The sequence below is a fragment of the Pseudomonas sp. LBUM1648 genome, from assembly GCF_059716145.1.
This window is the reverse complement of sequence record NZ_CP166808.1, coordinates 5,177,240-5,197,912: the sequence shown is the minus strand read 5'-3', so window position 1 is coordinate 5,197,912 and position 20,673 is coordinate 5,177,240. Positions and strand designations below refer to the sequence as shown.

The window sequence follows — 20,673 nt, the reverse complement described above, 5'->3', positions numbered from 1 at the left end:
TGCTCAAAGCCTTGTTTATCGGAACAACGGGCGAGACCTGCGGCGTAAGCCGCACGGGGCGACGAAATAGGGGGAGGCGCGATATTGACACTAAATGTCGCGTTTTTCCAATAGGCTACGGTTTTTGCGGGATTCGGAGGGCGGACTTAATAGAGTCGTCACGCATTTGAAACCGGGTTCAGGACAGCAGCGAGCCTCTTTGTACACTGGCCTCGCAGGGCTTGGCAATCCGGTTTGGCGGGGATAGCGCCGCTTTGGTCGGTTTACGACCATGGCGCCATGCCACCACTTGGTCGGATGCTCAGTCTGAAACATTTGCTAAAGCAAAGTGCTGGGTTATAAATACGTTTCGAGCGACGCAGGAAGCCTCCGCATGGAATCGAAAGAAAAATTGTTAATGGAATTGCTGGGCCATACGGCTCGCTCTCTGACCCATCTCACCGCTTCGGTCACTTCGATGTCCTTCGAACTGCTGCGCAGCGAAGACGACGTGGTCAAAGCTGCCAGCCGGCAGATGATCGACCGCATGGCGACCATCAGCGCCGGGCTAGACGAACACTGGCGTCTGATCGGCGAACTCACCGGCGTACACGTCGCCCACGAGCAGATCGAAACCATTCAGGAAATCCAGTTGCAGGCGCCGCCGCAACTGCCGTCCAACTGATCGCGGCGGGCTATCGGCTCGCCTGATAGCCGTCGATTCACAAGACGAACGTCGCTGGCGCCCCACCGACGTAGGGGCCATAGTTTTGTTCCCGCAGGCATCATTACCTGCCCCAGAACAAAACAGAGACTGGCCATGACCAAGACTCTCCATCACCGTGCCTGCCACCTGTGTGAAGCCATTTGCGGCCTGACCATCGAGACCACCGAAACTGATGGCGCTGTCGCGATCACCTCGATCAAGGGCGATGCTCTCGACACCTTCAGCCGTGGCCACATCTGCCCCAAGGCCGTGGCCCTGCAAGACATTCAGAATGATCCTGATCGCCTGCGCCAGCCGATGCGCCGGGTCGGCAGTGAATGGCTGCCGATCGAGTGGGACGAGGCGTTCGCGCTGGTGGCCGAGCGGCTGGCGGCGATTCAGGAACGGCATGGGCAAAACGCGGTGGCGGTCTATCAAGGCAACCCGAGTGTGCATAACTATGGGCTGATGACTCACAGCAACTATTTCCTCGGTCTGCTGAAGACGCGCAATCGTTATTCCGCGACGTCGGTCGATCAATTGCCGCATCACCTCAGCAGCTACTTGATGTACGGCCATGGCTTGCTGTTGCCGATCCCGGACATCGATCACACCGACTTCATGCTGATCCTCGGTGGTAATCCGTTGGCGTCCAACGGCAGCATCATGACTGTGCCTGACGTGGAGAAACGCCTGAAAGCGATTCAGGCGCGCGGCGGCAAAGTGGTGGTGGTCGACCCACGGCGCAGCGAGACAGCCGCGATCGCCGATCAGCATCTGTTCGTGCGCCCGGGCGGCGATGCGGCGCTGCTGTTTGGCTTGCTCAACACGTTGTTTGATGAAGGCCTGACCCGCGACAGTCATTTGCCAGTCGATGGGCTGGACGAAGTCCGCGCCGCCGTGGCGACGTTCACCGCCGAAGCCATGAGTCCGTTGTGCGCCGTTCCCGCCGAACAGATTCGCCAACTGGCCCGCGACTTTGCTGCCGCACCAAGCGCGGTGTGCTACGGGCGGATGGGCGTATCGACTCAGGCGTTCGGCACCTTGTGTCACTGGGTGGTGCAGTTGATCAACCTGGTGACCGGTAACCTGGATCGCGTCGGCGGTGCGCTGTGCACCGAGCCTGCTGTTGATCTGGTGGCGTCGACCTCGGGCGGGCATTTCAACAAATGGCAAAGCCGTGTTTCCGGGCGCCCCGAGTACGGCGGCGAACTGCCGGTGTCGGCACTGGCTGAAGAGATGCTCACCGAAGGCGAGGGGCAGATCCGCGCGCTGATCACCGTTGCAGGCAACCCGGTGTTGTCGACGCCCAACGGCCGACAATTGGAGCAAGCGCTGGACGGTCTGGAGTTCATGGTCAGCATCGACCTGTACATCAACGAAACCACCCGTTATGCCGACCTGATCCTGCCGTCCACTTCTGCGCTGGAGAACGATCACTACGACACCACGTTCAACCTGTTCGCGGTGCGCAACGTTAGTCGTTTCAACCGCGCGATCCTCGCCAAGCCTGAGGGCGCGCTGCATGACTGGGAGATCTTTGTCGGGTTGGCCAGGGCCTTTGCCGAGCAAACCGGCAAGGAGCTCAAACCAACGATGCCGCCGGCGAAGATGATCGACATGGGGCTGCGCATGGGCCTCTATGGCGATGCTTCAGAGCATAAGCTGTCGCTGGCGACGCTGTTCGATCATCCCCATGGCGTTGATCTGGGCGCGTTGAAACCGAATCTGGCGAAGCGTCTGAAAACGCCTGATCAGCGGGTGCAAGCAGCGCCGCCGGAGATCCTCGCGGATCTCGCACGCTTCGCCGCATTGCAGGCGCCGGCCGCCGATGAGCTGTTAATGATTGGCCGCCGCCATGTGCGCAGCAATAATTCGTGGATGCACAATTACCATCGTCTGGTGAAGGGCAAGCCGCGTCATCAGTTGCTGATGCATCCGGATGATCTCGCCAGCCGTGGGCTCAATGACGGTCAGTTGGTGCGGGTCAGTTCGCGGGTCGGGCAGATCGAAGTGGAAGTGCTCGGCAGTCTGGACATGATGAGGGGCGTGGTCAGCCTGCCGCACGGTTGGGGCCATGCGCGCCCTGGTGTGCAGATGGCGATTGCCAGCGGTCAGCCGGGTTCGAGTGCCAACGACCTGACGGATGAATGCCAGCTCGACGAGTTGTCCGGTAATGCCGCGCTCAATGGCGTGCCGGTGACAGTGGCGGCGGCTTGAACATGTCTGTCGGGGAGACCGAGCATGGCGCTCGGGATTCCGTTACAATGCGCCACCGTGCCGACCCATGAGTCGGAAAGTTCAGCCGAGGTGCTCCATGGATATCATCGAAACGATTAAAGAGCAGATTGCCAACAACACCATTCTGCTTTACATGAAAGGCTCGCCGAATGCCCCACAGTGTGGCTTTTCCGCGAAAGCTGCGCAGGCTGTGATGGCATGTGGCGAAAAGTTTGCGTACGTGGACATCCTGCAGAACCCGGAAATCCGCGCCAACCTGCCAAAGTACGCCAACTGGCCGACTTTCCCGCAACTGTGGGTGGGTGGTGAGCTGGTCGGCGGCAGCGACATCATGACCGAGATGTCTGCAGACGGTTCGCTGCAAACCACCATCAAGGCTGCTGTCGAAGCGGCTGCTGCGAACAAGTCCGAAGCCTGATTGGCTTCTGTGGGTTTCAGCAAATGCTGAAACCCGGGCAATAAAAAGCCCCGCGCCTCGAAAGAGGGCGGGGCTTTTTAGTGTCGCAAGTTTAGCGGGCGCTAACTTACTCTTCGCCCATCTGCGATTGCAGATAGTTCTCAAGACCGACTTTGTCGATCAGGCCCAGTTGGGTTTCCAGCCAGTCGATATGTTCTTCTTCGGATTCGAGAATGTCTTCGAGCAGTTCACGGCTACCGAAGTCGCCAACGGTCTCGCAATGCGCGATGGCGGCTTTAAGGTCGGCGTGGCCGGTCTTCTCGATACGCAGGTCGCACTCCAGCATTTCTTTGGTGTGTTCACCGATGTGCAGCTTGCCCAGATCCTGCACGTTCGGCAGGCCTTCGAGGAACAGGATGCGCTTGATCAGCTTGTCCGCGTGCTTCATCTCGTCGATGGATTCTTTGTACTCGTGCTTGCCCAGCTTGTTCAGGCCCCAATCTTCGTACATGCGCGCATGCAGGAAGTACTGATTGATCGCGACCAGCTCATTGGCAAGGATCTTGTTGAGATGCTGGATGACTGTAATGTCGCCTTTCATGATCGGAGTCCTGCCCTGTAATAGCTGTATATAAGGCGGAGTTTGAGCTGCACGTTTATAAGTGTCAAACCTAAGTTATTGAATAATAAATGAAAATAAATCTGAATAAGAATGTTTGTGTTCCGCGTCTAGAGCCTAACCGATTGATTTGCGGGCATAAAAAAACCGGACATAAGTCCGGTTCTTTGAAATATGGGTAATTACGCAGCAGTAAATTCTACTGGATAGGGGATCGCAGCCTGGGCGGTTTGCAGCTTCGTCAAGGTTTCGCGAACCACTTCCTTGGCCAGGCAGGCACATTTGCCGCATTGGCTGGCGACGCCGGTAGCTTGGCGCACTTCTTTGTAGCTGCAGCAACCTTCATAGATCGCATCGCGGATTTGACCGTCGGTGACGCCAGTGCAGAGACAAACATACATAAGTGAGAACCGTCGCTGGTTGTGACTCAATTGCGATGGATCTTAATGTTAACGAGAATGATTGTCAAAGTGCTTTCGGAAGGCTTTTGCCGGGATTAGCGAGTGACTGACGAGCGGTAGTGACTGGCCATCTGCCTGGCCCTGTAAATGCAACGCCGTTATCCGCCTGCTTTAAAAAACCGTTAAGGACAGGCCAAAAACGCAGTGTATGATGGTCGGCCCTTGCGAAGGGGGTTCGTGTCACAGGGCTGTCGCCTCAGGGTGGCAGGCTGGCCCGGACCCTGAACTTCAAGTTTTTACACCAGGAGATATCAATGAGCGTACTCGTAGGCAAACAAGCCCCTGACTTCACCGTCCCGGCCGTACTCGGCAATGGCGAGATCGTTGACAGCTTCACCCTGTCCTCGGCCATCAAAGGCAAATACGGCCTGGTGTTCTTCTACCCACTGGACTTCACCTTCGTCTGCCCGTCCGAGCTGATCGCTCTGGACAACCGCATGGCTGACTTCAAAGCACGCAACGTTGAAGTGATCGCTGTGTCGATCGACTCGCACTTCACCCACAACGCCTGGCGCAACACTCCAGTGAACAATGGCGGCATCGGTCAGGTGAAATACACCATGGCTGCCGACATGAAGCACGAAATCGCCAAGGCCTACGACGTTGAATCCGAAGGCGGCGTGGCTTTCCGTGGCGCGTTCCTGATCGACGACAAGGGCGTTGTCCGCTCGCAGATCATCAACGACCTGCCGCTGGGCCGTAACATGGAAGAGCTGATCCGTCTGGTCGACGCTCTGCAATTCCACGAAGAGCACGGCGAAGTCTGCCCTGCCAACTGGAAGAAAGGCGACAAAGGCATGAACGCTTCGCCAGAAGGCGTTGCTGCATACCTGACCGAGAACGCTGCTGCCCTGTAAGGCATCAACGTCGAGGTACAAAAAAACCGGCCCACGTGGCCGGTTTTTTCATGCGCGGTTGAAACGGCGACTATCAGTCGTCGAAGTCTTCCCAGCCGCCCATCTGTTTCCAGCGGTTGACGATGCCGCAGAACAGCTCAGCGGTTTTCTCGGTGTCGTAACGCGCCGAGTGCGCCTCGCGACCGTCGAAATCGATGTCCGCTGCCTGACAGGCTTTTGCGAGAACGGTTTGACCGTAAGCCAGACCGGCCAGTGTCGCGGTGTCGAAACTGGAGAACGGGTGGAACGGGTTGCGCTTCATGTCCAGTCGCGCGACGGCGGCGTTCAGGAAGCCCAGGTCGAAACTGCTGTTGTGGCCGACCAGAATCGCGCGTTTGCAGCCGTTGGCTTTCAGCGCCTTGCGGATGCCACGGAAGATGTCGGTCAGCGCCGTTTCTTCGCTGACCGCCATGCGCAGCGGGTGATCAAGTTTGATCCCGGTGAACTCCAGCGCCGCTGCTTCAATGTTGGCGCCTTCGAAAGGCTCAACGCGGAAGAAGTAGGTGTGATCCGGATATACAAAACCCTTTTCATCCATGGCGATGGTGGTCGCGGCAATCTCCAGCAATGCATCGGTGGCCGAGTTGAAGCCACCGGTTTCTACGTCGACGACAACCGGCAGGTACCCGCGAAAACGCGCTGCCATCGGATGACGGGAACCGCCGCCGCCACCTTGACCTTCCAGTTCGTCGTCGAAATGGTCTTCACTCACGCGTGTTCCTCCAGCAGGCGCCAGCGCAGTTTTTCACCGGCGCGCAGCGGGATAACGGTCAGCTCGCCAAATGGCAGGCTGGTTGGGGCGGTCCATTCTTCGCGAACCAGGGTGATGCGATCGGTGTTGGCCGGCAAACCGTAGAAACGCGGACCATTGAGGCTGGCGAACGCTTCGAGCTTGTCCAGTGCATTACGCTGTTCGAACGCTTCGGCATACAACTCGATGGCGGCGTACGCGGTGTAGCAGCCGGCGCAGCCGCAAGCGGCTTCCTTGGCGTGCTGGGCGTGGGGGGCCGAATCGGTGCCGAGGAAGAACTTCGCGCTACCGCTGGTGGCGGCGTCGAGCAGGGCTTCCTGGTGCGTGTTGCGCTTGAGAATCGGCAGGCAGTAGAAGTGCGGCCGAATCCCGCCAACCAGCATGTGATTGCGGTTGTAGAGCAGGTGATGCGCAGTGATGGTTGCGCCGACGTTGGCCGATGCCTCGTTGACGAACTGCACGGCGTCGCCGGTGGTGATGTGTTCGAACACCACTTTCAGCGTCGGGAAACGCTCGACCACGCGGCGCATGTGCTCATCGATGAAGATCTTTTCGCGGTCGAAGACATCGACATCGCCACGAGTGACTTCACCGTGAATCAGCAGCGGCATGCCGACTTCGGCCATGGCTTCCAGCGCCGGGAAAATCTTGTCGATGCTGGTCACCCCGGAATCGGAGTTGGTCGTGGCGCCAGCCGGATACAACTTGGCGGCGTGTACGAAACCGCTGGCCTTGGCTTCACGAATTTCTTCGGGTTGGGTGCGGTCGGTGAGGTACAGCACCATCAACGGCTCGAAACGACTGCCGGCCGGGCGGGCAGCGAGAATCCGCTGGCGATAGCCGTCGGCTTCAGCGGCGTTGCGCACCGGAGGTACCAGGTTGGGCATGATGATGGCGCGACCAAAAGTGCGCGCAACATCGGCAACGGTATTGGTCAACACGGCACCATCGCGAAGATGAATGTGCCAGTCGTCGGGACGCAGCAGGGTCAGGCGGTCGGACATGAGGGGATTCCAGGCGGGTCAAACTGAGGCGAATGCTACCGGAAAAGACTCTTGCAGGCACTCGCTATCAAGTTTTGCGGGAAGCTTCCGATATCCCGTAGGTATGCCGTAAACATAGTGTGAATCGGTCTTTGTGTTTCAGAAGCCAATGGAGCCTCCCGTGCGCCAGCGTTATTTAGCCTTGCTCAGTGTGTTTGCCAGCCTTCCCGCGATGGCGCTCACCTACCAGACTCGCCTGGAGAACATTGAGTGGACGGTCGCCGGCGACAAGTTCGAATGCCGCCTGACACAACCGATCACCGACTTCGGCTCGGGTGAATTCGTGCGCAAGGCCGGTGAGCAGGCGATATTCCGTCTGAACGCCTACAACGCCATGTTGGGCGGCGGGTCGGCGACGTTGCTCGCGGCCGCAGCACCATGGCAACCGGGCCGTGGTGACATCAATCTGGGCAGCGTCAAGCTCGGTAGCGGCAATGTCCTGTTTAACAGCTCGCAGTCTCAGGCTGGCGGTCTGATCAGTGGCCTGCTGGACGGTCGCAGTCCTGTCGTGCGCCGTGCTTCGGGTGATGGCCGAGTGTCGGAAGTGCGTTTATTGCCGGTCAAGTTCAGCAAGGCGTTTAACGACTACCAGACCTGTGTGGCGAAATTGCTGCCGCAGAATTTCGACCAGATCAAGCAGTCGCAGATCGGCTTCCCCGGGGAAGGCGTAGACCTCGACACCGCCGCCAAAGCCAAGCTGCAAGTTATGCTCGAATTCATGAAGGCCGATCCTACGGTCAATCACATCGAGCTCGACGGCCATTCCGACAACAGCGGAAATCGCCTGACCAACCGTGAGTTGTCGCGCCGCCGGGCGCTGGCGGTGGTCGACTTTTTCAAGGCCAATGGGATTCAGGAATCGCAGATCACCGTGCGTTTCCACGGCGAGCAATATCCTATTGTGCCGAACACCAATGCGGCCAATCGTGCGAAAAACCGTCGGGTCAATGTCAAACTGGCGCGAGTGGCGCCAACCACCGCTCCGGCGCCGCAAGCGAGCACTCCGGCCAACACCGCAGCGACTTCCTGACCCGCCAGTCATCGTCGCGCTCTCGACAGATTCTGTCGCTTTGTCGTCTTAAGCTGTCGCGCCTCTGTAAATTATCGCGTTTGGGCGGTAGACTCCTCGGCTTTCCGTAGAACCCCGTGGAGTGATGGCATGGCGGACGTAAACAAGGTCGTTCTGGCGTATTCCGGCGGCCTGGACACTTCGGTGATCCTCAAGTGGCTGCAGGATACTTATAACTGTGAAGTGGTGACCTTCACCGCTGACCTGGGTCAGGGCGAAGAGGTCGAGCCGGCCCGCGCCAAGGCTCAGGCCATGGGCGTCAAAGAAATCTACATCGACGACCTGCGCGAAGAATTCGTGCGTGACTTCGTGTTCCCGATGTTCCGCGCCAACACCGTTTACGAAGGCGAGTACCTGCTGGGTACCTCCATCGCACGTCCGCTGATCGCCAAGCGTCTGATCGAAATCGCCAACGAAACCGGCGCTGACGCCATTTCCCATGGCGCCACCGGCAAGGGCAACGACCAGGTACGTTTCGAGCTGGGTGCCTACGCGCTCAAACCAGGCGTGAAAGTGATTGCGCCATGGCGTGAGTGGGACCTGCTGTCCCGCGAGAAGCTGATGGACTACGCCGAGAAGCACGCGATCCCGATCGAGCGCCACGGCAAGAAGAAATCCCCGTACTCGATGGACGCCAACCTGCTGCACATCTCCTATGAAGGCGGCGTGCTGGAAGATACCTGGACCGAGCACGAAGAAGACATGTGGCGCTGGACCGTCTCCCCGGAGAACGCGCCTGACAAGCCGCAATACCTGGAACTGACCTACCGCAACGGCGACATCGTTGCACTGGACGGTGTCGAAATGACCCCGGCCACCGTGCTGGCGACGTTGAACAAGATTGGTGGCGAGCACGGCATTGGCCGTCTGGACATCGTCGAGAACCGTTATGTCGGCATGAAGTCCCGTGGCTGCTACGAAACCCCGGGCGGCACCATCATGCTGCGCGCTCACCGCGCCATCGAATCGATCACTCTGGACCGTGAAGTCGCTCACCTCAAAGACGAGCTGATGCCAAAGTACGCCAGCCTGATCTACACCGGCTACTGGTGGAGCCCTGAGCGTCTGATGCTGCAACAGATGATCGACGCTTCGCAGGTCAACGTGAATGGCGTTGTTCGTTTGAAGCTGTACAAGGGCAATGTGATCGTCACCGGCCGCAAGTCCGACGATTCGCTGTTCGACGCCAACATCGCGACCTTCGAAGAAGACGGCGGTGCCTACAACCAGGCCGACGCGGCGGGCTTCATCAAGCTCAACGCCCTGCGCATGCGTATTGCTGCCAACAAGGGCCGCAAGCTGTTCTGATTTTTACAGACTGACGCGCCAATGAAAGGGCGGCCTTGTCTTCGAGACAAGGCCGCCCTTTTTTTAAATTCTTTGTCTGGCTCTTATCGAACGTTTTTCCGCTGCATCTGCTTCTCGGCAATGCTTCTTTCTTCAGGCCCGCGCCAACAGCGTTACCCCTTGTGAGCACAGGTTGTAAACCACGCAGAGTGTGGTTCCTGAGCCTTTCTTCGCGTGCTTGATGTGCAGCAACACATTTTCCGTCAGCGAAACGTCCGACACGTGATTGGAAAGAAACACGATCACACGGGTGGCTTTTTTGTCGGTGCGTTGGATTTTTTCCACAATCGTGGCGAACTCTCTCGATGCATCAATATCCCGTGCATCGATGATGTGCAGGTTGCTTACGGAAGCGGACAACTGAATATTGTATTGAAGCGTCCGGTGTGACTTCGTAATGATGCCAGGAGGCGGGTCGAGCGTATTATGGATTTTTCCCGTGTTGGCGCATTGGGCCGCAGCGGTTTCGCTGGGCACGACACTACTTGATATGCCGAACGTGCAATGTGCGATTGTGTCCTGCGTCGGCATGTTTCGTTTGTTGTCGCGATCATTGTGGTCGTTGGCCTTTAGAAAACTCTTGTCTTTGCCAAAGTCAGAGGGTGAATAAAGTGAGCGGTGGTTGAAGTTCAGGGTAATAAAAAATAGAAGTAACAAATAAAACGGAAAACTGATCAGAAACCAGACGTATATTTCGCGATCTTCATTGTTGAGAAACGGCAGAGAGATAGCAGCTGATGTCTCGGAGATGGCTGCAAATATAGCGATAACTGTCATGGGGTTGGTGATTTTGTTTTTTATTTTAAACATGGGTGTTTTCTCGTTTTTGATTTTTCTCATTGTTAGTCGCTTTATATGTTCTTGATTGTCGTGAGTGGGTAGTTGGTGTTTCTATTTATAGCAAAACTGTTGTCTTAAGTATAAATAGCTTGTTTCAAGTCTTTATGGTTGGGTGGGGGGTATATTGGCGCTGTAAGAAATTGCGGCTATTTCCTGATGTTTCGGATGTGTAATCTCCGTATGACGTGATGCGGATATTCATTCACTTACCTATGTGAGGAATGCAACGAATAGCTGCTCGGACAGGGAGTCTCCAGAGAAGTCGGTTGCACGCGGTTACAACTTCAAAGCTGAAATATTGCATGGGATTGAAAGGTGGGTTTTGTCAGATGTTTAGAGGGAGACAGATTTTTTGTAGGAATTATCCTCAATGCCCGTAGGGTATGTCTCTCGATGCGAGTGCATCAGAGCCCCGGTATGCCATGGAGCAAGTGACTGGGATATTGTGCGTGCTCTAAAAATTCGAACAGCGAAACTGGACTTGCCCATGAATAAAGTGCTGATCGTGGATGACCACCCCGTCATTCGACTTGCGGTACGTATGCTGATGGAACGTCATGGCTACGAAGTCATTGCAGAAACAGATAACGGTGTGGATGCGTTACAACTTGCTCGCGAACAAATACCGGATATTGTCATTCTGGATATTGGAATACCGAAACTTGATGGGTTGGAAGTTATTGCGCGCCTTACCTCGGTTGCCATGCCTATTAAAGTGCTGGTGTTGACTTCCCAGGCGCCTGGCCATTTTTCAATGCGTTGCATGCAGTCGGGCGCGGCGGGTTATGTATGTAAACAGCAGGATCTGACCGAATTACTCAGCGCGATCAAGGCCGTGCTCTCCGGCTACAGTTATTTCCCCAATCAGGCGTTGCATACAGTGCGCACCAGTCTGGGTAATGCCAGTGAAGCCGACATGGTGGATCGCCTTTCCGGGCGCGAAATGATGGTGTTGCAACAGTTGGCCCGTGGCAAGACCAACAAGGAAATCGCCGATGGCATGTTTTTGAGTAATAAAACCGTGAGCACCTACAAGACCCGCTTGTTGCTCAAACTCAATGCGCGTTCACTGGTGGACTTGATCGAGTTGGCACAGCGTAATGGACTGGTCTGAATGTCTCGGTAGCTGACGGGGTCATGGGCCGATCTGATTCAGTTTGTCGCAGAAAGTGAAAAGCCTCCATTTCGGGAGGCTTTCAAGTGTCAGAGATCAAAGTCGTAATCGGCCAATCGCCTTTGTAGTCGGCGCTCTTCAAGCAGATTGTCGATAGTGCGGCGTTTGCTCAGATTGGTTTTGGCGACTTCGACTACCGGTTCCTCAGCGTCAGCGTCCGCGGTGTCAACGTCGTCTTCTACGTCCAGTTGCTCTTTGTCGCTACTCATAAGGTTAACTCCGGCTAAGACTGCCTTTGGCGCCCCTTATATCGGTAATGCAGCAACGGGTAAAAAAGATTTTTTCAATCGATCAGTTAATAAATCTAATAGCCGGTCAATCGTCCGATGTTTTGGCCTTGTACTCGCACAAGTCTTCGATCCTGCAACTGCCACAGCGTGGCTTGCGCGCCAGGCAAACGTAGCGTCCGTGAAGAATCAGCCAATGGTGGGAGTCGAGCAGGAATTCCTTCGGCACAAATTTCATCAGCTTGTTTTCCACTTCAACCACGTTTTTGCCCGGTGCAATGCCAGTGCGGTTGCTGACCCGGAAAATGTGCGTGTCGACCGCCATGGTCAGTTGACGGAACGCCGTATTCAGCACCACGTTTGCGGTCTTTCGGCCTACGCCGGGCAAGGCCTCCAGCTCTTCACGCGTTTGCGGCACTTCACTGTTGTGGCGTTCGACCAGCATGCGGCAGGTCTCGATGACGTTCTTGGCCTTGCTGTTGTAGAGGCCGATGGTCTTGATGTATTCGGAAAGGCCTTCGACACCCAGCGCATAGATCGCCGCCGGGGTGTTGGCGATCGGGAACAACTTCGCCGTCGCCTTGTTGACGCCGACATCAGTCGACTGCGCCGAGAGAATCACCGCAATCAGCAATTCGAAGGGCGAGGAGTAGGCCAATTCGGTTTTCGGCTCGGGATTGTCTTCATGCAGTCGGCGAAAAATCTCAAGACGTTTTGCGGCATTCATGGGCGATGCGTTTCCTTGGGAATTGAGTTCGAGCGAGTCCACGCCTGACGGGCCGCAAGCAGCAGCCCCAATACGATGAAGGCGCCGGGAACCAGAGTGACCATGTGCAGCCCCTCACTGAATAAAACAAGACCTTGCCAGTGTTCTGATAGTCCGCGACCGAGGCTGCCATGACCGAGCAGTTCACGCATTACAGCGAGTACCAGCATCAATGTGCTGAACAAACCGCAGAGTTTGAGCCGTTCGATCCGCGTCTGGCGGAAAAATCCATGCTGTTCCAGCACCACGCACTGCAAGGCAATCAGGCCAGCATAAAGGCCAAAGTTCTGATGCCAGGGCAGATAAAAGCGTTGCGTAAAAATTTCCACACAACTGGTCAACGTAGCGGCGAGCAACAGGCTTGCCAGCAACGCACTTGAACCGTTAAGGCGCGAACGCAGGGGTGCCATGCAGACGCCATAGACCAGCACGACGGTGGCAAACATCATCAGCGTGCCCAGCGCACCGGCCAACGTTTGTGTGGTACCAAGTAGCAGGACCAGCATCAGAGCATTCGACAGATTCATGTTCCACTTCCCAGCAACGCCGCGCGATGCTCATCGAAGTAACGCAGCGCATCATGGATTGCGTTGATCGCCGCGCGGGACGTGATGGTCGCACCGGCCATTTGATCAAATTGTCCCTGATCCTTTTTCAACGCCCAACCTGAATCCGTCGGCTCGTTGCTCGATTTGCCAACGAATGCCTGGAGCCAGGTATTAGGCCAGTCGCCGATCACGCCACCAAGCGCCGGGGTTTCGATTTGTTTGAGGGTTTTCACGCCCAACAATTTTCCGTTCGCATCAATGGCAATCAGCAGCTCGATGCTCCCGGCATAACCCTGCGATTGACTACGCAGCAGCACTGCGACCGTTCGCCCGGCATTGGTCGCGCGATAACCGCCGCTCAGCGTGCTGTGGCTCAAGGCAATGTCGGCCAATGCCAGCGGCTGCTGCAGCGGTTGATTGTCATAAGTTTCTGAAGCGAGCACATCGAGCAGTTTGCGGCTGTCGAGCAGACGTTGCTCGGCAGCTATTTGCGGCGCATTGCTGCGTTGCACCAGATACGTCGCACCGATGCCGACCCCGGCCAACAGCAGCAGTATGAGTACGCTGGTCGTGCGGTTCATGGGGTCACCTGGGCTTGTCGGTTTGCGGCAAAACGCTCCAGCGCCGGCACGCAGAGATTCATCAGCAACACCGCAAACGCGACACCGTCCGGGTAACCGCCCCAGGTGCGGATCAGGTAAGTCAGCAGCCCGACACCGACACCAAACAGCAGGCGAGCGAGTGCGCTTTTTGCCCCGGATACCGGTTCAGTGATGATGAAAAACGCGCCGAGCATGGTCGCCCCGCTCAGCAGATGAAACAGTGGCGAGCCGTGAGAATCGGAGCCAGAGCCATTCCAGAACAGCAAACTGACCACAAACAGACTGGCAAGCATGCCAACCGGTGCATGCCAGCCGAACACCCGCCGTTGCAGCAAAAACAGCCCGCCGGCGAGAAACGCCAGATTCACCCATTCCACGCCACGTCCGCCGAAGCGCCCGAAGGCTGGATTGGCGGCGAACAGTTCATCGATGGTCAGGCTTTTGTTGATGCGCAGGCTGTCCAGTGCTGTCGCCTGAACCCAGGCGTCAGGAGCCTGACTTGGATTGAACACCTGCTGCACGGTGTCGAGCAGCCCCATGCCTTGGGCCGGCCAGTGGGTCATCGGCTGCGGGAACATCACTATGGCCAGCGCAAAACCGAGCATGGCCGGGTTGAATGGGTTTTTGCCAACACCACCGTACAGGTGTTTTCCAAACAGCAAGCCCGAAGCAATCGCGATCACCGTCAGCCACCACGGGCAATAAGGCGGCAGGGCAGCGGCGAGGAGTGTGGCGCTGACCAGTGCGCTGCCGTCGCTCAGTGTCGGCTGCAAAGGCTGTCGGCGCAGGCGTGTGACGCCTGTCTCGACGATCAATGCGCCGCCGACGGCCAACAACAAGTTGATCAACACCCCCCAACCGTACATCCAGAACAGCGCCAGCAGCCCCGGCAGCATGGCCAACAGCACCAGCTTCATCGCCTGTTGCAGGCGATCGTCCGGCGTGTCAAGGGGCGACATGGTCTTGCACCTGGCGCTCGGCGTCTTGCAGGCGGGCGCGCGCCTTGTCGAGGGTTTCGCCCGGCGTGTCGGCGCGGCGTTCGAGCTTATTGAGGTCGGCGCGGGCGTAGGCCAATTCGGTTTTCAGCTGTCGAAGCTGGCTGTCGATCGGATGTTTTTCCACGCGTACGAGGTCAGGCACGGACTGATCACTGGCGGCTTCGGCAGCGTGCAGTGCCTGCTCGGCGTCACGCAGGGCCTGTTCCAGCGTGGCGATCTGCTGCGCGGGCGCCTCGGCGGTCTGGGCCTTTTTCAGCTCGGCGCGGCGCATGGCCAACTGGATCTTCGCCCGTTTCAGTTCAGCGTCCTTCGCCGGGACTGGCGTGACCGGATCGCCGGGTGCGTTGCTTTCAAGTTTCGCCAGAGCCTCTTCGGCCGCTTCGAATTGCTGCTGCAAGACGATCAATTGCGACTGCTGCTCAAAAGTCGGCGGATGGCCGAAGGCTTTCAGGGATTTATGCAATTGTGCGCGGCTCATCGCCACATCGATCTTGGCTTTTTTCAACGCGGCATCGGCGGTCGCGGTTTTCTGCGCGCGCACACGTTCAAGTGCAGCCTGCACCGGGTCAGTTGCAGTGACTTCAGGTTGCGCCGCTTTTTTCGCTCGAGCCTCTCGCTCAGCCTGCTTCTGTTGTTCTTCGCGCAGCAAGCGATCGTTGCGTCGCTCAAAGCGCTGGCGGGCGTGATCGCGTTTGGCGGCGCGGGCGCGCTGTTCTTCAAGGCTGAAGGCCAGGCCACCGACCACCGGCAGCGTGCCGAGCGGCAGTGGATGCATTTCGATGCAGTCCACCGGGCAAGGCGCCACGCACAAATCGCAACCGGTGCATTCGTCGATGATCACCGTGTGCATCAATTTGGCGGCGCCAACGATCGCGTCGATCGGGCAGGCCTGAATGCACTTGGTGCAGCCGATGCATTCGGCTTCGCGGATGTAGGCGACTTGGGGCGGTGCCGAGCCACGGCTGATATCCAGTTCCAGCACCGGCACTTTCAGCAACTCGGCCAGCGCCGCGACCGTTTCGTCACCGCCCGGCGGGCACTTGTTGATCGGCTCGCCCTCGGCGATGCCTTGTGCGTAGGGTTTGCATCCGGGATGGCCGCATTTGCCGCATTGGGTCTGGGGCAGCAGGGCATCGATGCGTTTAATCAGACTCATGTTTTGATCAGTCCACTGAATCCGAGAAAAATCACAGCCATCAGTCCGGCGCTGATCAGATCGATCGGCAAACCGCGAAAGGGCAGTGGAATATCGTTGTCGGCGCTGCGTTCGCGCAAATCACTGAACAGGCTCAGCACCAGCCAGAAGCCCAACCCGGCACCGAGACTCAGCGCCGTCGCCTGCAACAGGCCCTGATCGTTCTGCGCATTGATCAGCGCCAGGCCGAGCACGCCGGCATTGCCCAGTAACAGCGGCCACAAACCTTCGAACGGCCAGTCGGGCAGTCCGCGCGCCAGCAATTTCAGGATCGGCGCGATCAACAGCACGCTCAGCGGTAGAAACACGAACAGGCGCAGAGCTTCAAGTTGCAGCGGCACCAGCAGCCAGTGCCAGGCCGCGTAACTGAACACGCCGACCACCACCATCAGGCACAGCGTTGCCAGCCCCAGCGCATGCACTTGGCGGCGATTGCCAGCCAGCAGCGGATCGACGCCCAGCGGCCAGTGCAACACGAAGTTGTTGAGCAGCGCAGCACTGAAAAGCGTAAGCACAAGTTCGGTCATGGTTCTGCCGGCGAAACGGGCGGGTGTCTCATAAGGTTAGGCATTATCCGGCTGCCGCGAAGGGTGGGCCAGATATGAAAAATCCCACAGGCATGCGGAGCACGTCTGTGGGATCGATCTAACGCATAGACTTACTTGATGCGCTGACCCGGCTTGGCGCCGCTGTCCGGGCTCAGCAGGTAGATTTCTTCACCGCCAGGACCTGCCGCCATCACCATGCCTTCAGAGATACCGAATTTCATTTTCCGCGGCTTGAGGTTGGCGATCATCATGGTCAGGCGACCGTCGAGCTTGGACGGATCCGGGTAGGCACTCTTGATCCCGGAGAACACGTTGCGTTGCTCGTCACCGATGTCCAGGGTCAGGCGCAGCAGCTTGTCAGCACCTTCCACGTGTTCAGCCTTGACGATCAGTGCGACGCGCAGGTCGACAGCGGCAAAGGTGTCGAAGTCGATTTCCGCCGACAGCGGATCCTTGGCCAGTTCGCCATTGCCCGCAGGGGCGGTAGCACCGGTGTCGGTCTGGCTGGCGGTCAGGTCTTCTTTGGAGGCGTCGCTCATGGCTTGCACTTTTACCGGGTCGATGCGGGTCATCAGCGGCTTGAACTCGTTGAGCTGATGGTTGGCCAGCAGGGTGGTGTGGTCGTTCCAGGTCAGCGGCGCGACGTTGAGGAACGCCTCGGCATCGGCGGCCAGCAGCGGCAGCACCGGTTTGAGGAAGATCACCAGTTGGCGGAACAGGTTGATGCCGGTGGCGCAGATCGCCTGGACTTCATCCTGCTTGCCTTCCTGCTTGTTCAGCGACCATGGAGCCTTGTCGGCGATCCAGGCGTTGGCGCGATCGGCCAGGGCCATGGTTTCACGCATGGCGCGGGCGAAGTCGCGGGCTTCATAGGCGTCGGCAATGCTTGGCGCGGCGGCGAGGAAAGCTTCGGTCAGCTCTGGCGCAGCATTGTTGTCGACCAGCAGGCCGGCGTTGCCTTTCTGAATGAAGCCGGCGCAACGGCTGGCGATGTTGACCACTTTGCCGACGAGGTCAGAGTTGACCTTCTGCACGAAGTCTTCGAGGTTCAGGTCAAGGTCATCGACGCCACGTCCCAGTTTGGCCGCGTAGTAGTAGCGCAGGTATTCCGGCGACAGGTGATCAAGGTAGGTGCGCGCCTTGATGAAGGTGCCGCGGGACTTGGACATCTTCTGACCGTTGACGGTCAGGTAACCATGCACGTTGATGCCGGTTGGCTTGCGGTAACCCGCACCTTCGAGCATCGCTGGCCAGAACAGAGCATGGAAGTTGACGATGTCCTTGCCGATGAAGTGGTACAGCTCGGCGGTGGAGTCCTTGCCCCAGAACGCGTCGAAGTCCAGCTCAGGCGTGCGGTCGCAAAGGTTCTTGAAGCTGGCCATGTAGCCGATCGGCGCATCCAGCCACACGTAGAAATATTTGCCCGGCTCGTCCGGGATCTCGAAACCGAAGTACGGCGCATCGCGGGAGATGTCCCACTGTTGCAGGCCAGCGTCCAGCCACTCGGCGATCTTGTTGGCTACGGCGTCTTGCAGGGTGCCGCTGCGGGTCCATGCCTGCAGCATTTCCTGGAAGTCCGGGAGCTTGAAGAAGAAGTGCTGGGAATCCTTGAGCACCGGGGTGGCGCCGGAGATTGCCGACTTCGGATCCTTCAGGTCGGTTGGTGCGTAGGTCGCACCGCATTTTTCGCAGTTGTCGCCGTACTGGTCTTCGGTGCCGCATTTCGGGCAGGTGCCCTTGATGAAGCGGTCGGCCAGGAACATTTTCTTTTCCGGGTCGAAATACTGGGTGATCGAGCGTTGGGCAATGTGCCCGGCGTCACGCAGCTTGAGGTAGATCTGGCTCGACAGCTCACGGTTTTCTTCGGCGTGAGTGGAGTGGAAGTTGTCGAAGTCGACCAGGAACTCGGCAAAGTCGGCGCTGTGTTCAGCCTGCACGTTGGCGATCAGTTGTTCCGGGGTGATGCCTTCCTTTTCCGCGCGCAGCATGATCGCCGAACCGTGGGCGTCGTCGGCGCAGACATAAATGCATTGATTGCCGCGATGCTTCTGGAAGCGCACCCACATATCGGTCTGGATGTATTCCAGCATGTGGCCAAGGTGAATCGAACCGTTGGCGTAGGGCAGGGCGCTGGTGACGAGGATCTTGCGTGGTTCGGACATGTGGGGCTTCGCTACTTGATGAAACGGAGGTCGGCCACTATAAAGCGCCGGCCAAGATATTTCACCCCTGCAAATCGTTGCCGGGCATGCCGTCTGGAGGATAGAAGGGGTAGGATAGCGGCCATCTTTTCCCAGTCTTGTTATCGGAGTTGCCCATGAGTGCCGTCACTCGCGCAGCGGTGGAAGCCGTCCTCAGCCAATACACTGACCCTTACCTGAACCAGGACCCGGTCAGCGCCGGTTGCGTGAAAAACATCGAGATCATCGGTGACCGCGTCAATGTTCAGTTGGAAATCGGCTATGCCGCCGGTCTGTTCAAGAGCGGCTGGGCGCAATTGCTGCAACTGGCCATCGAAAACATCGACGGCGTGGTGATCGCCAGGGTTGAAGTCAACAGCGTGATCGCCGCGCACAAGGCCCAGGCGCAGATTCCGGGCCTGGCCAACGTCAAGAACGTGGTCGCCGTGGCATCGGGCAAGGGTGGTGTGGGCAAATCGACCACTGCGGCCAACCTCGCACTGGCATTGGCCCGTGAAGGCGCCAAGGTCGGGATTCTCGACGCCGATATCTATGGCCCGAGCCAGGGCATCATGTTCGGTATCCCCGAGCGCACTCGCCCAGAGGTCAAGGATCAGAAATGGTTCGTGCCACTCAAGGCCCATGGCGTTGAAGTCATGTCGATGGCATTCCTGACCGACGACAACACGCCGATGGTCTGGCGCGGGCCGATGGTTTCCGGCGCGCTGCTGCAACTGGTCACGCAAACTGCGTGGGGCGATCTGGATTATCTGGTCATCGACATGCCGCCAGGTACCGGTGACATCCAGCTGACTCTGGCGCAGAAAGTCCCGGTGGCTGGCGCCGTGATCGTCACCACCCCGCAGGATCTGGCGCTGCTCGACGCGCGCAAAGGCGTGGAGATGTTCCGCAAGGTCAACATCCCGGTGCTCGGTGTGGTTGAAAACATGGCTGTGCACATCTGCTCGAACTGCGGCCATGCCGAGCATCTGTTCGGTGAGGGTGGTGGTGAGAAGCTGGCGACTCAATACGGCGTCGAACTGCTGGCTTCGCTACCGTTGTCGATGCTGATCCGCGAGCAGGCCGATGGCGGCAAACCAACGGTAATCGCCGAACCGGACAGCCAGATTGCCATGGTCTATCAGGAACTGGCCCGCCATGTCGGCGCGCGGATTGTGTTGCAGGAAGCGGCAACGCCGGCGATGCCGAATATCACCATCAGCGACGATTGATACGTTCGTAAAGCTGAAAACCTGTGGGAGCGAGCTTGCTCGCTCCCACAGTTGTTTTATGTCGCCAGTTAGATCCGCAACCCGCCATCCATCTCCAGAATCCGCCCGGTGTAGTAGTCGTTCTCGAAGATGTACGCCGCCGAATGGGCGATCTCTTCCGGCTTGCCCATGCGCTTGAGCGGAATGCCTGCGGTCATCTTCTCCAGCGCTTCGGGCTTCATGCCCAGGGTCATCTCGGTTTCGATGAAGCCCGGGGCAATGCCCGCCACACGAATGCCATAACGCGCCAGCTCCTTGGCCCAGGTCACGGTGGCCGCCGCTACGCCAGCCTTGGCGGCTGAGTAATTGGTCTGGCCAACGTTGCCCGCGCGGGAGATCGACGAGATGTTGATGATTGCGCCGCTGTTTTTCAGCTCGACCATTTTTGCTGCCACTTCACGGGTGCACAGGAACACGCCGGTCAGGTTGACGTCGATCACCGCCTGCCACTGGGCCAGGCTCATCTTGGTCATTTCGCCGTCCTTGACCTTGAGCAGCAGTCCGTCTCGCAGAATCCCGGCGTTGTTGATCAAGCCGTGGATCGCACCAAAGTCGGCGGCGACCTGAGCAACCATGTGCTCGACCTGTTCTTCATTGGCGACGTTGCACAGATAGCTGCGCGCCTCGACGCCCTTGGCTTTGCAGGCGGCCACCGCGTCGTCGAGTTTTTCCTGGTTCAGATCGACCAGGGCCAGCTTCGCGCCTTTGCCGGCGAAATACTCGGCCATCGAGCGGCCCAGACCTTGGCAACCGCCAGTGATAATGATTACTTTGTCGTTGAGTTGCATTCGCATGCCCCGATAGCAGGTCAGAGT

At 58.0% G+C, this 20,673-nt stretch carries 22 protein-coding genes; 8 read left to right on the top strand and 14 right to left on the bottom strand.

Annotated features, from left to right (window positions below):
* The first annotated feature begins 373 nt into the window (after nt 1-373).
* From plzR to grxD, 3 genes are all read left to right on the top strand, one after another.
* Nucleotides 374-664 carry a PlzR type 4 pili assembly inhibitor gene (gene plzR, locus ACA043_RS23555; protein ID WP_103305479.1) on the top strand — a complete coding sequence of 97 codons (291 nt, stop codon included), beginning with the start codon at nt 374-376 and terminating at the stop codon, nt 662-664.
* A 135-nt stretch (nt 665-799) separates the two neighbouring features.
* On the top strand, nt 800-2,905 hold the full coding sequence (locus tag ACA043_RS23550) for a molybdopterin oxidoreductase family protein (RefSeq protein ID WP_497658014.1): 2,106 nt from the start codon (nt 800-802) through the stop codon (nt 2,903-2,905).
* Nucleotides 2,906-3,002: 97 nt separating this feature from the next.
* Entirely contained in the window at nt 3,003-3,344 is a 342-nt protein-coding gene (grxD, locus tag ACA043_RS23545; protein WP_187678175.1) for a Grx4 family monothiol glutaredoxin, read from the top strand.
* A 106-nt stretch (nt 3,345-3,450) separates the two neighbouring features.
* Here grxD and bfr read toward each other — a convergent pair whose 3' ends face one another.
* Nucleotides 3,451-3,924: a bacterioferritin gene (gene bfr / locus ACA043_RS23540; protein ID WP_187678174.1), complete on the bottom strand. Its 474-nt coding sequence runs from the start codon at nt 3,922-3,924 to the stop codon at nt 3,451-3,453.
* Nucleotides 3,925-4,124: 200 nt separating this feature from the next.
* Complete coding sequence (locus ACA043_RS23535) at nt 4,125-4,343, bottom strand: bacterioferritin-associated ferredoxin (protein WP_093430580.1); 219 nt, start codon at nt 4,341-4,343, stop codon at nt 4,125-4,127.
* Between the two features lie 314 nt (nt 4,344-4,657).
* On the opposite strand from ACA043_RS23535, the gene ACA043_RS23530 reads away from it, so the two are divergent.
* Nucleotides 4,658-5,260, top strand: a complete 603-nt coding sequence (locus ACA043_RS23530) for a peroxiredoxin (protein WP_187678173.1) — start codon at nt 4,658-4,660, stop codon at nt 5,258-5,260.
* Between the two features lie 73 nt (nt 5,261-5,333).
* Here ACA043_RS23530 and rnt read toward each other — a convergent pair whose 3' ends face one another.
* Nucleotides 5,334-6,011: a ribonuclease T gene (rnt, locus tag ACA043_RS23525; RefSeq protein ID WP_095190452.1), complete on the bottom strand. Its 678-nt coding sequence runs from the start codon at nt 6,009-6,011 to the stop codon at nt 5,334-5,336.
* On the bottom strand, nt 6,008-7,054 hold the full coding sequence (gene pyrC / locus ACA043_RS23520; protein ID WP_095190451.1) for a dihydroorotase: 1,047 nt from the start codon (nt 7,052-7,054) through the stop codon (nt 6,008-6,010). Before pyrC ends, rnt begins: the two co-directional genes overlap by 4 nt.
* Before the next feature lie 160 nt (nt 7,055-7,214).
* Here pyrC and ACA043_RS23515 point away from each other — a divergent pair, with 160 nt between their 5' ends.
* Together ACA043_RS23515 and ACA043_RS23510 are read left to right on the top strand one after the other, a co-directional pair.
* Entirely contained in the window at nt 7,215-8,123 is a 909-nt protein-coding gene (locus tag ACA043_RS23515; RefSeq protein WP_497658013.1) for a flagellar protein MotY, read from the top strand.
* 129 nt (nt 8,124-8,252) lie between these two features.
* Nucleotides 8,253-9,470 (top strand): argininosuccinate synthase, encoded by a 1,218-nt coding sequence (locus ACA043_RS23510; protein ID WP_095190449.1) that lies wholly within the window; start codon nt 8,253-8,255, stop codon nt 9,468-9,470.
* 132 nt (nt 9,471-9,602) lie between these two features.
* Here ACA043_RS23510 and ACA043_RS23505 read toward each other — a convergent pair whose 3' ends face one another.
* Complete coding sequence (locus ACA043_RS23505; protein WP_401272117.1) at nt 9,603-10,319, bottom strand: hypothetical protein; 717 nt, start codon at nt 10,317-10,319, stop codon at nt 9,603-9,605.
* A 517-nt stretch (nt 10,320-10,836) separates the two neighbouring features.
* On the opposite strand from ACA043_RS23505, the gene ACA043_RS23500 reads away from it, so the two are divergent.
* Complete coding sequence (locus ACA043_RS23500) at nt 10,837-11,463, top strand: response regulator (protein WP_489878828.1); 627 nt, start codon at nt 10,837-10,839, stop codon at nt 11,461-11,463.
* Between the two features lie 89 nt (nt 11,464-11,552).
* Here ACA043_RS23500 and ACA043_RS23495 read toward each other — a convergent pair whose 3' ends face one another.
* From ACA043_RS23495 to metG, 8 genes are all read right to left on the bottom strand, one after another.
* Nucleotides 11,553-11,732, bottom strand: a complete 180-nt coding sequence (locus tag ACA043_RS23495; RefSeq protein ID WP_401272110.1) for a PA3496 family putative envelope integrity protein — start codon at nt 11,730-11,732, stop codon at nt 11,553-11,555.
* Between the two features lie 106 nt (nt 11,733-11,838).
* Entirely contained in the window at nt 11,839-12,477 is a 639-nt protein-coding gene (gene nth / locus ACA043_RS23490; protein WP_187678169.1) for an endonuclease III, read from the bottom strand.
* Complete coding sequence (locus ACA043_RS23485; RefSeq protein WP_497615253.1) at nt 12,474-13,043, bottom strand: Rnf-Nqr domain containing protein; 570 nt, start codon at nt 13,041-13,043, stop codon at nt 12,474-12,476. Before ACA043_RS23485 ends, nth begins: the two co-directional genes overlap by 4 nt.
* Entirely contained in the window at nt 13,040-13,645 is a 606-nt protein-coding gene (locus tag ACA043_RS23480; RefSeq protein ID WP_497658012.1) for an RnfABCDGE type electron transport complex subunit G, read from the bottom strand. The genes ACA043_RS23485 and ACA043_RS23480 overlap by 4 nt, the downstream gene beginning before the upstream one ends.
* Nucleotides 13,642-14,625 carry an RnfABCDGE type electron transport complex subunit D gene (locus ACA043_RS23475; protein WP_497658011.1) on the bottom strand — a complete coding sequence of 328 codons (984 nt, stop codon included), beginning with the start codon at nt 14,623-14,625 and terminating at the stop codon, nt 13,642-13,644. The genes ACA043_RS23480 and ACA043_RS23475 overlap by 4 nt, the downstream gene beginning before the upstream one ends.
* Nucleotides 14,612-15,820: an electron transport complex subunit RsxB gene (gene rsxB / locus ACA043_RS23470; RefSeq protein WP_497658010.1), complete on the bottom strand. Its 1,209-nt coding sequence runs from the start codon at nt 15,818-15,820 to the stop codon at nt 14,612-14,614. The genes ACA043_RS23475 and rsxB overlap by 14 nt, the downstream gene beginning before the upstream one ends.
* Nucleotides 15,817-16,386 carry an electron transport complex protein RnfA gene (locus ACA043_RS23465; protein ID WP_497658009.1) on the bottom strand — a complete coding sequence of 190 codons (570 nt, stop codon included), beginning with the start codon at nt 16,384-16,386 and terminating at the stop codon, nt 15,817-15,819. Before ACA043_RS23465 ends, rsxB begins: the two co-directional genes overlap by 4 nt.
* A 131-nt stretch (nt 16,387-16,517) precedes the next feature.
* On the bottom strand, nt 16,518-18,569 hold the full coding sequence (metG, locus tag ACA043_RS23460; protein WP_489878833.1) for a methionine--tRNA ligase: 2,052 nt from the start codon (nt 18,567-18,569) through the stop codon (nt 16,518-16,520).
* 155 nt (nt 18,570-18,724) lie between these two features.
* On the opposite strand from metG, the gene apbC reads away from it, so the two are divergent.
* Nucleotides 18,725-19,819, top strand: a complete 1,095-nt coding sequence (gene apbC, locus ACA043_RS23455) for an iron-sulfur cluster carrier protein ApbC (RefSeq protein ID WP_187678162.1) — start codon at nt 18,725-18,727, stop codon at nt 19,817-19,819.
* Nucleotides 19,820-19,887: 68 nt separating this feature from the next.
* Here the strand turns inward: apbC and ACA043_RS23450 are convergent, their stop codons facing one another.
* Complete coding sequence (locus tag ACA043_RS23450) at nt 19,888-20,646, bottom strand: SDR family oxidoreductase (protein WP_401218582.1); 759 nt, start codon at nt 20,644-20,646, stop codon at nt 19,888-19,890.
* Nucleotides 20,647-20,673 lie beyond the last annotated feature (27 nt).

What these genes read in the sequence shown, in the direction of transcription:
- pyrC (WP_095190451.1), bottom strand. Translation starts at nt 7,054, where the DNA reads ATGTCCGACCGCCTGACCCTGCTGCGTCCCGACGACTGGCACATTCAT.
- ACA043_RS23510 (WP_095190449.1), top strand. Translation starts at nt 8,253, where the DNA reads ATGGCGGACGTAAACAAGGTCGTTCTGGCGTATTCCGGCGGCCTGGAC.
- bfr (WP_187678174.1), bottom strand. Translation starts at nt 3,924, where the DNA reads ATGAAAGGCGACATTACAGTCATCCAGCATCTCAACAAGATCCTTGCC.
- apbC (WP_187678162.1), top strand. Translation starts at nt 18,725, where the DNA reads ATGAGTGCCGTCACTCGCGCAGCGGTGGAAGCCGTCCTCAGCCAATAC.
- ACA043_RS23530 (WP_187678173.1), top strand. Translation starts at nt 4,658, where the DNA reads ATGAGCGTACTCGTAGGCAAACAAGCCCCTGACTTCACCGTCCCGGCC.
- nth (WP_187678169.1), bottom strand. Translation starts at nt 12,477, where the DNA reads ATGAATGCCGCAAAACGTCTTGAGATTTTTCGCCGACTGCATGAAGAC.
- ACA043_RS23450 (WP_401218582.1), bottom strand. Translation starts at nt 20,646, where the DNA reads ATGCAACTCAACGACAAAGTAATCATTATCACTGGCGGTTGCCAAGGT.
- ACA043_RS23505 (WP_401272117.1), bottom strand. Translation starts at nt 10,319, where the DNA reads ATGTTTAAAATAAAAAACAAAATCACCAACCCCATGACAGTTATCGCT.
- ACA043_RS23475 (WP_497658011.1), bottom strand. Translation starts at nt 14,625, where the DNA reads ATGTCGCCCCTTGACACGCCGGACGATCGCCTGCAACAGGCGATGAAG.
- rsxB (WP_497658010.1), bottom strand. Translation starts at nt 15,820, where the DNA reads ATGAGTCTGATTAAACGCATCGATGCCCTGCTGCCCCAGACCCAATGC.
- ACA043_RS23495 (WP_401272110.1), bottom strand. Translation starts at nt 11,732, where the DNA reads ATGAGTAGCGACAAAGAGCAACTGGACGTAGAAGACGACGTTGACACC.
- ACA043_RS23480 (WP_497658012.1), bottom strand. Translation starts at nt 13,645, where the DNA reads ATGAACCGCACGACCAGCGTACTCATACTGCTGCTGTTGGCCGGGGTC.
- ACA043_RS23500 (WP_489878828.1), top strand. Translation starts at nt 10,837, where the DNA reads ATGAATAAAGTGCTGATCGTGGATGACCACCCCGTCATTCGACTTGCG.
- grxD (WP_187678175.1), top strand. Translation starts at nt 3,003, where the DNA reads ATGGATATCATCGAAACGATTAAAGAGCAGATTGCCAACAACACCATT.
- ACA043_RS23465 (WP_497658009.1), bottom strand. Translation starts at nt 16,386, where the DNA reads ATGACCGAACTTGTGCTTACGCTTTTCAGTGCTGCGCTGCTCAACAAC.
- plzR (WP_103305479.1), top strand. Translation starts at nt 374, where the DNA reads ATGGAATCGAAAGAAAAATTGTTAATGGAATTGCTGGGCCATACGGCT.
- ACA043_RS23485 (WP_497615253.1), bottom strand. Translation starts at nt 13,043, where the DNA reads ATGAATCTGTCGAATGCTCTGATGCTGGTCCTGCTACTTGGTACCACA.
- metG (WP_489878833.1), bottom strand. Translation starts at nt 18,569, where the DNA reads ATGTCCGAACCACGCAAGATCCTCGTCACCAGCGCCCTGCCCTACGCC.
- ACA043_RS23535 (WP_093430580.1), bottom strand. Translation starts at nt 4,343, where the DNA reads ATGTATGTTTGTCTCTGCACTGGCGTCACCGACGGTCAAATCCGCGAT.
- ACA043_RS23550 (WP_497658014.1), top strand. Translation starts at nt 800, where the DNA reads ATGACCAAGACTCTCCATCACCGTGCCTGCCACCTGTGTGAAGCCATT.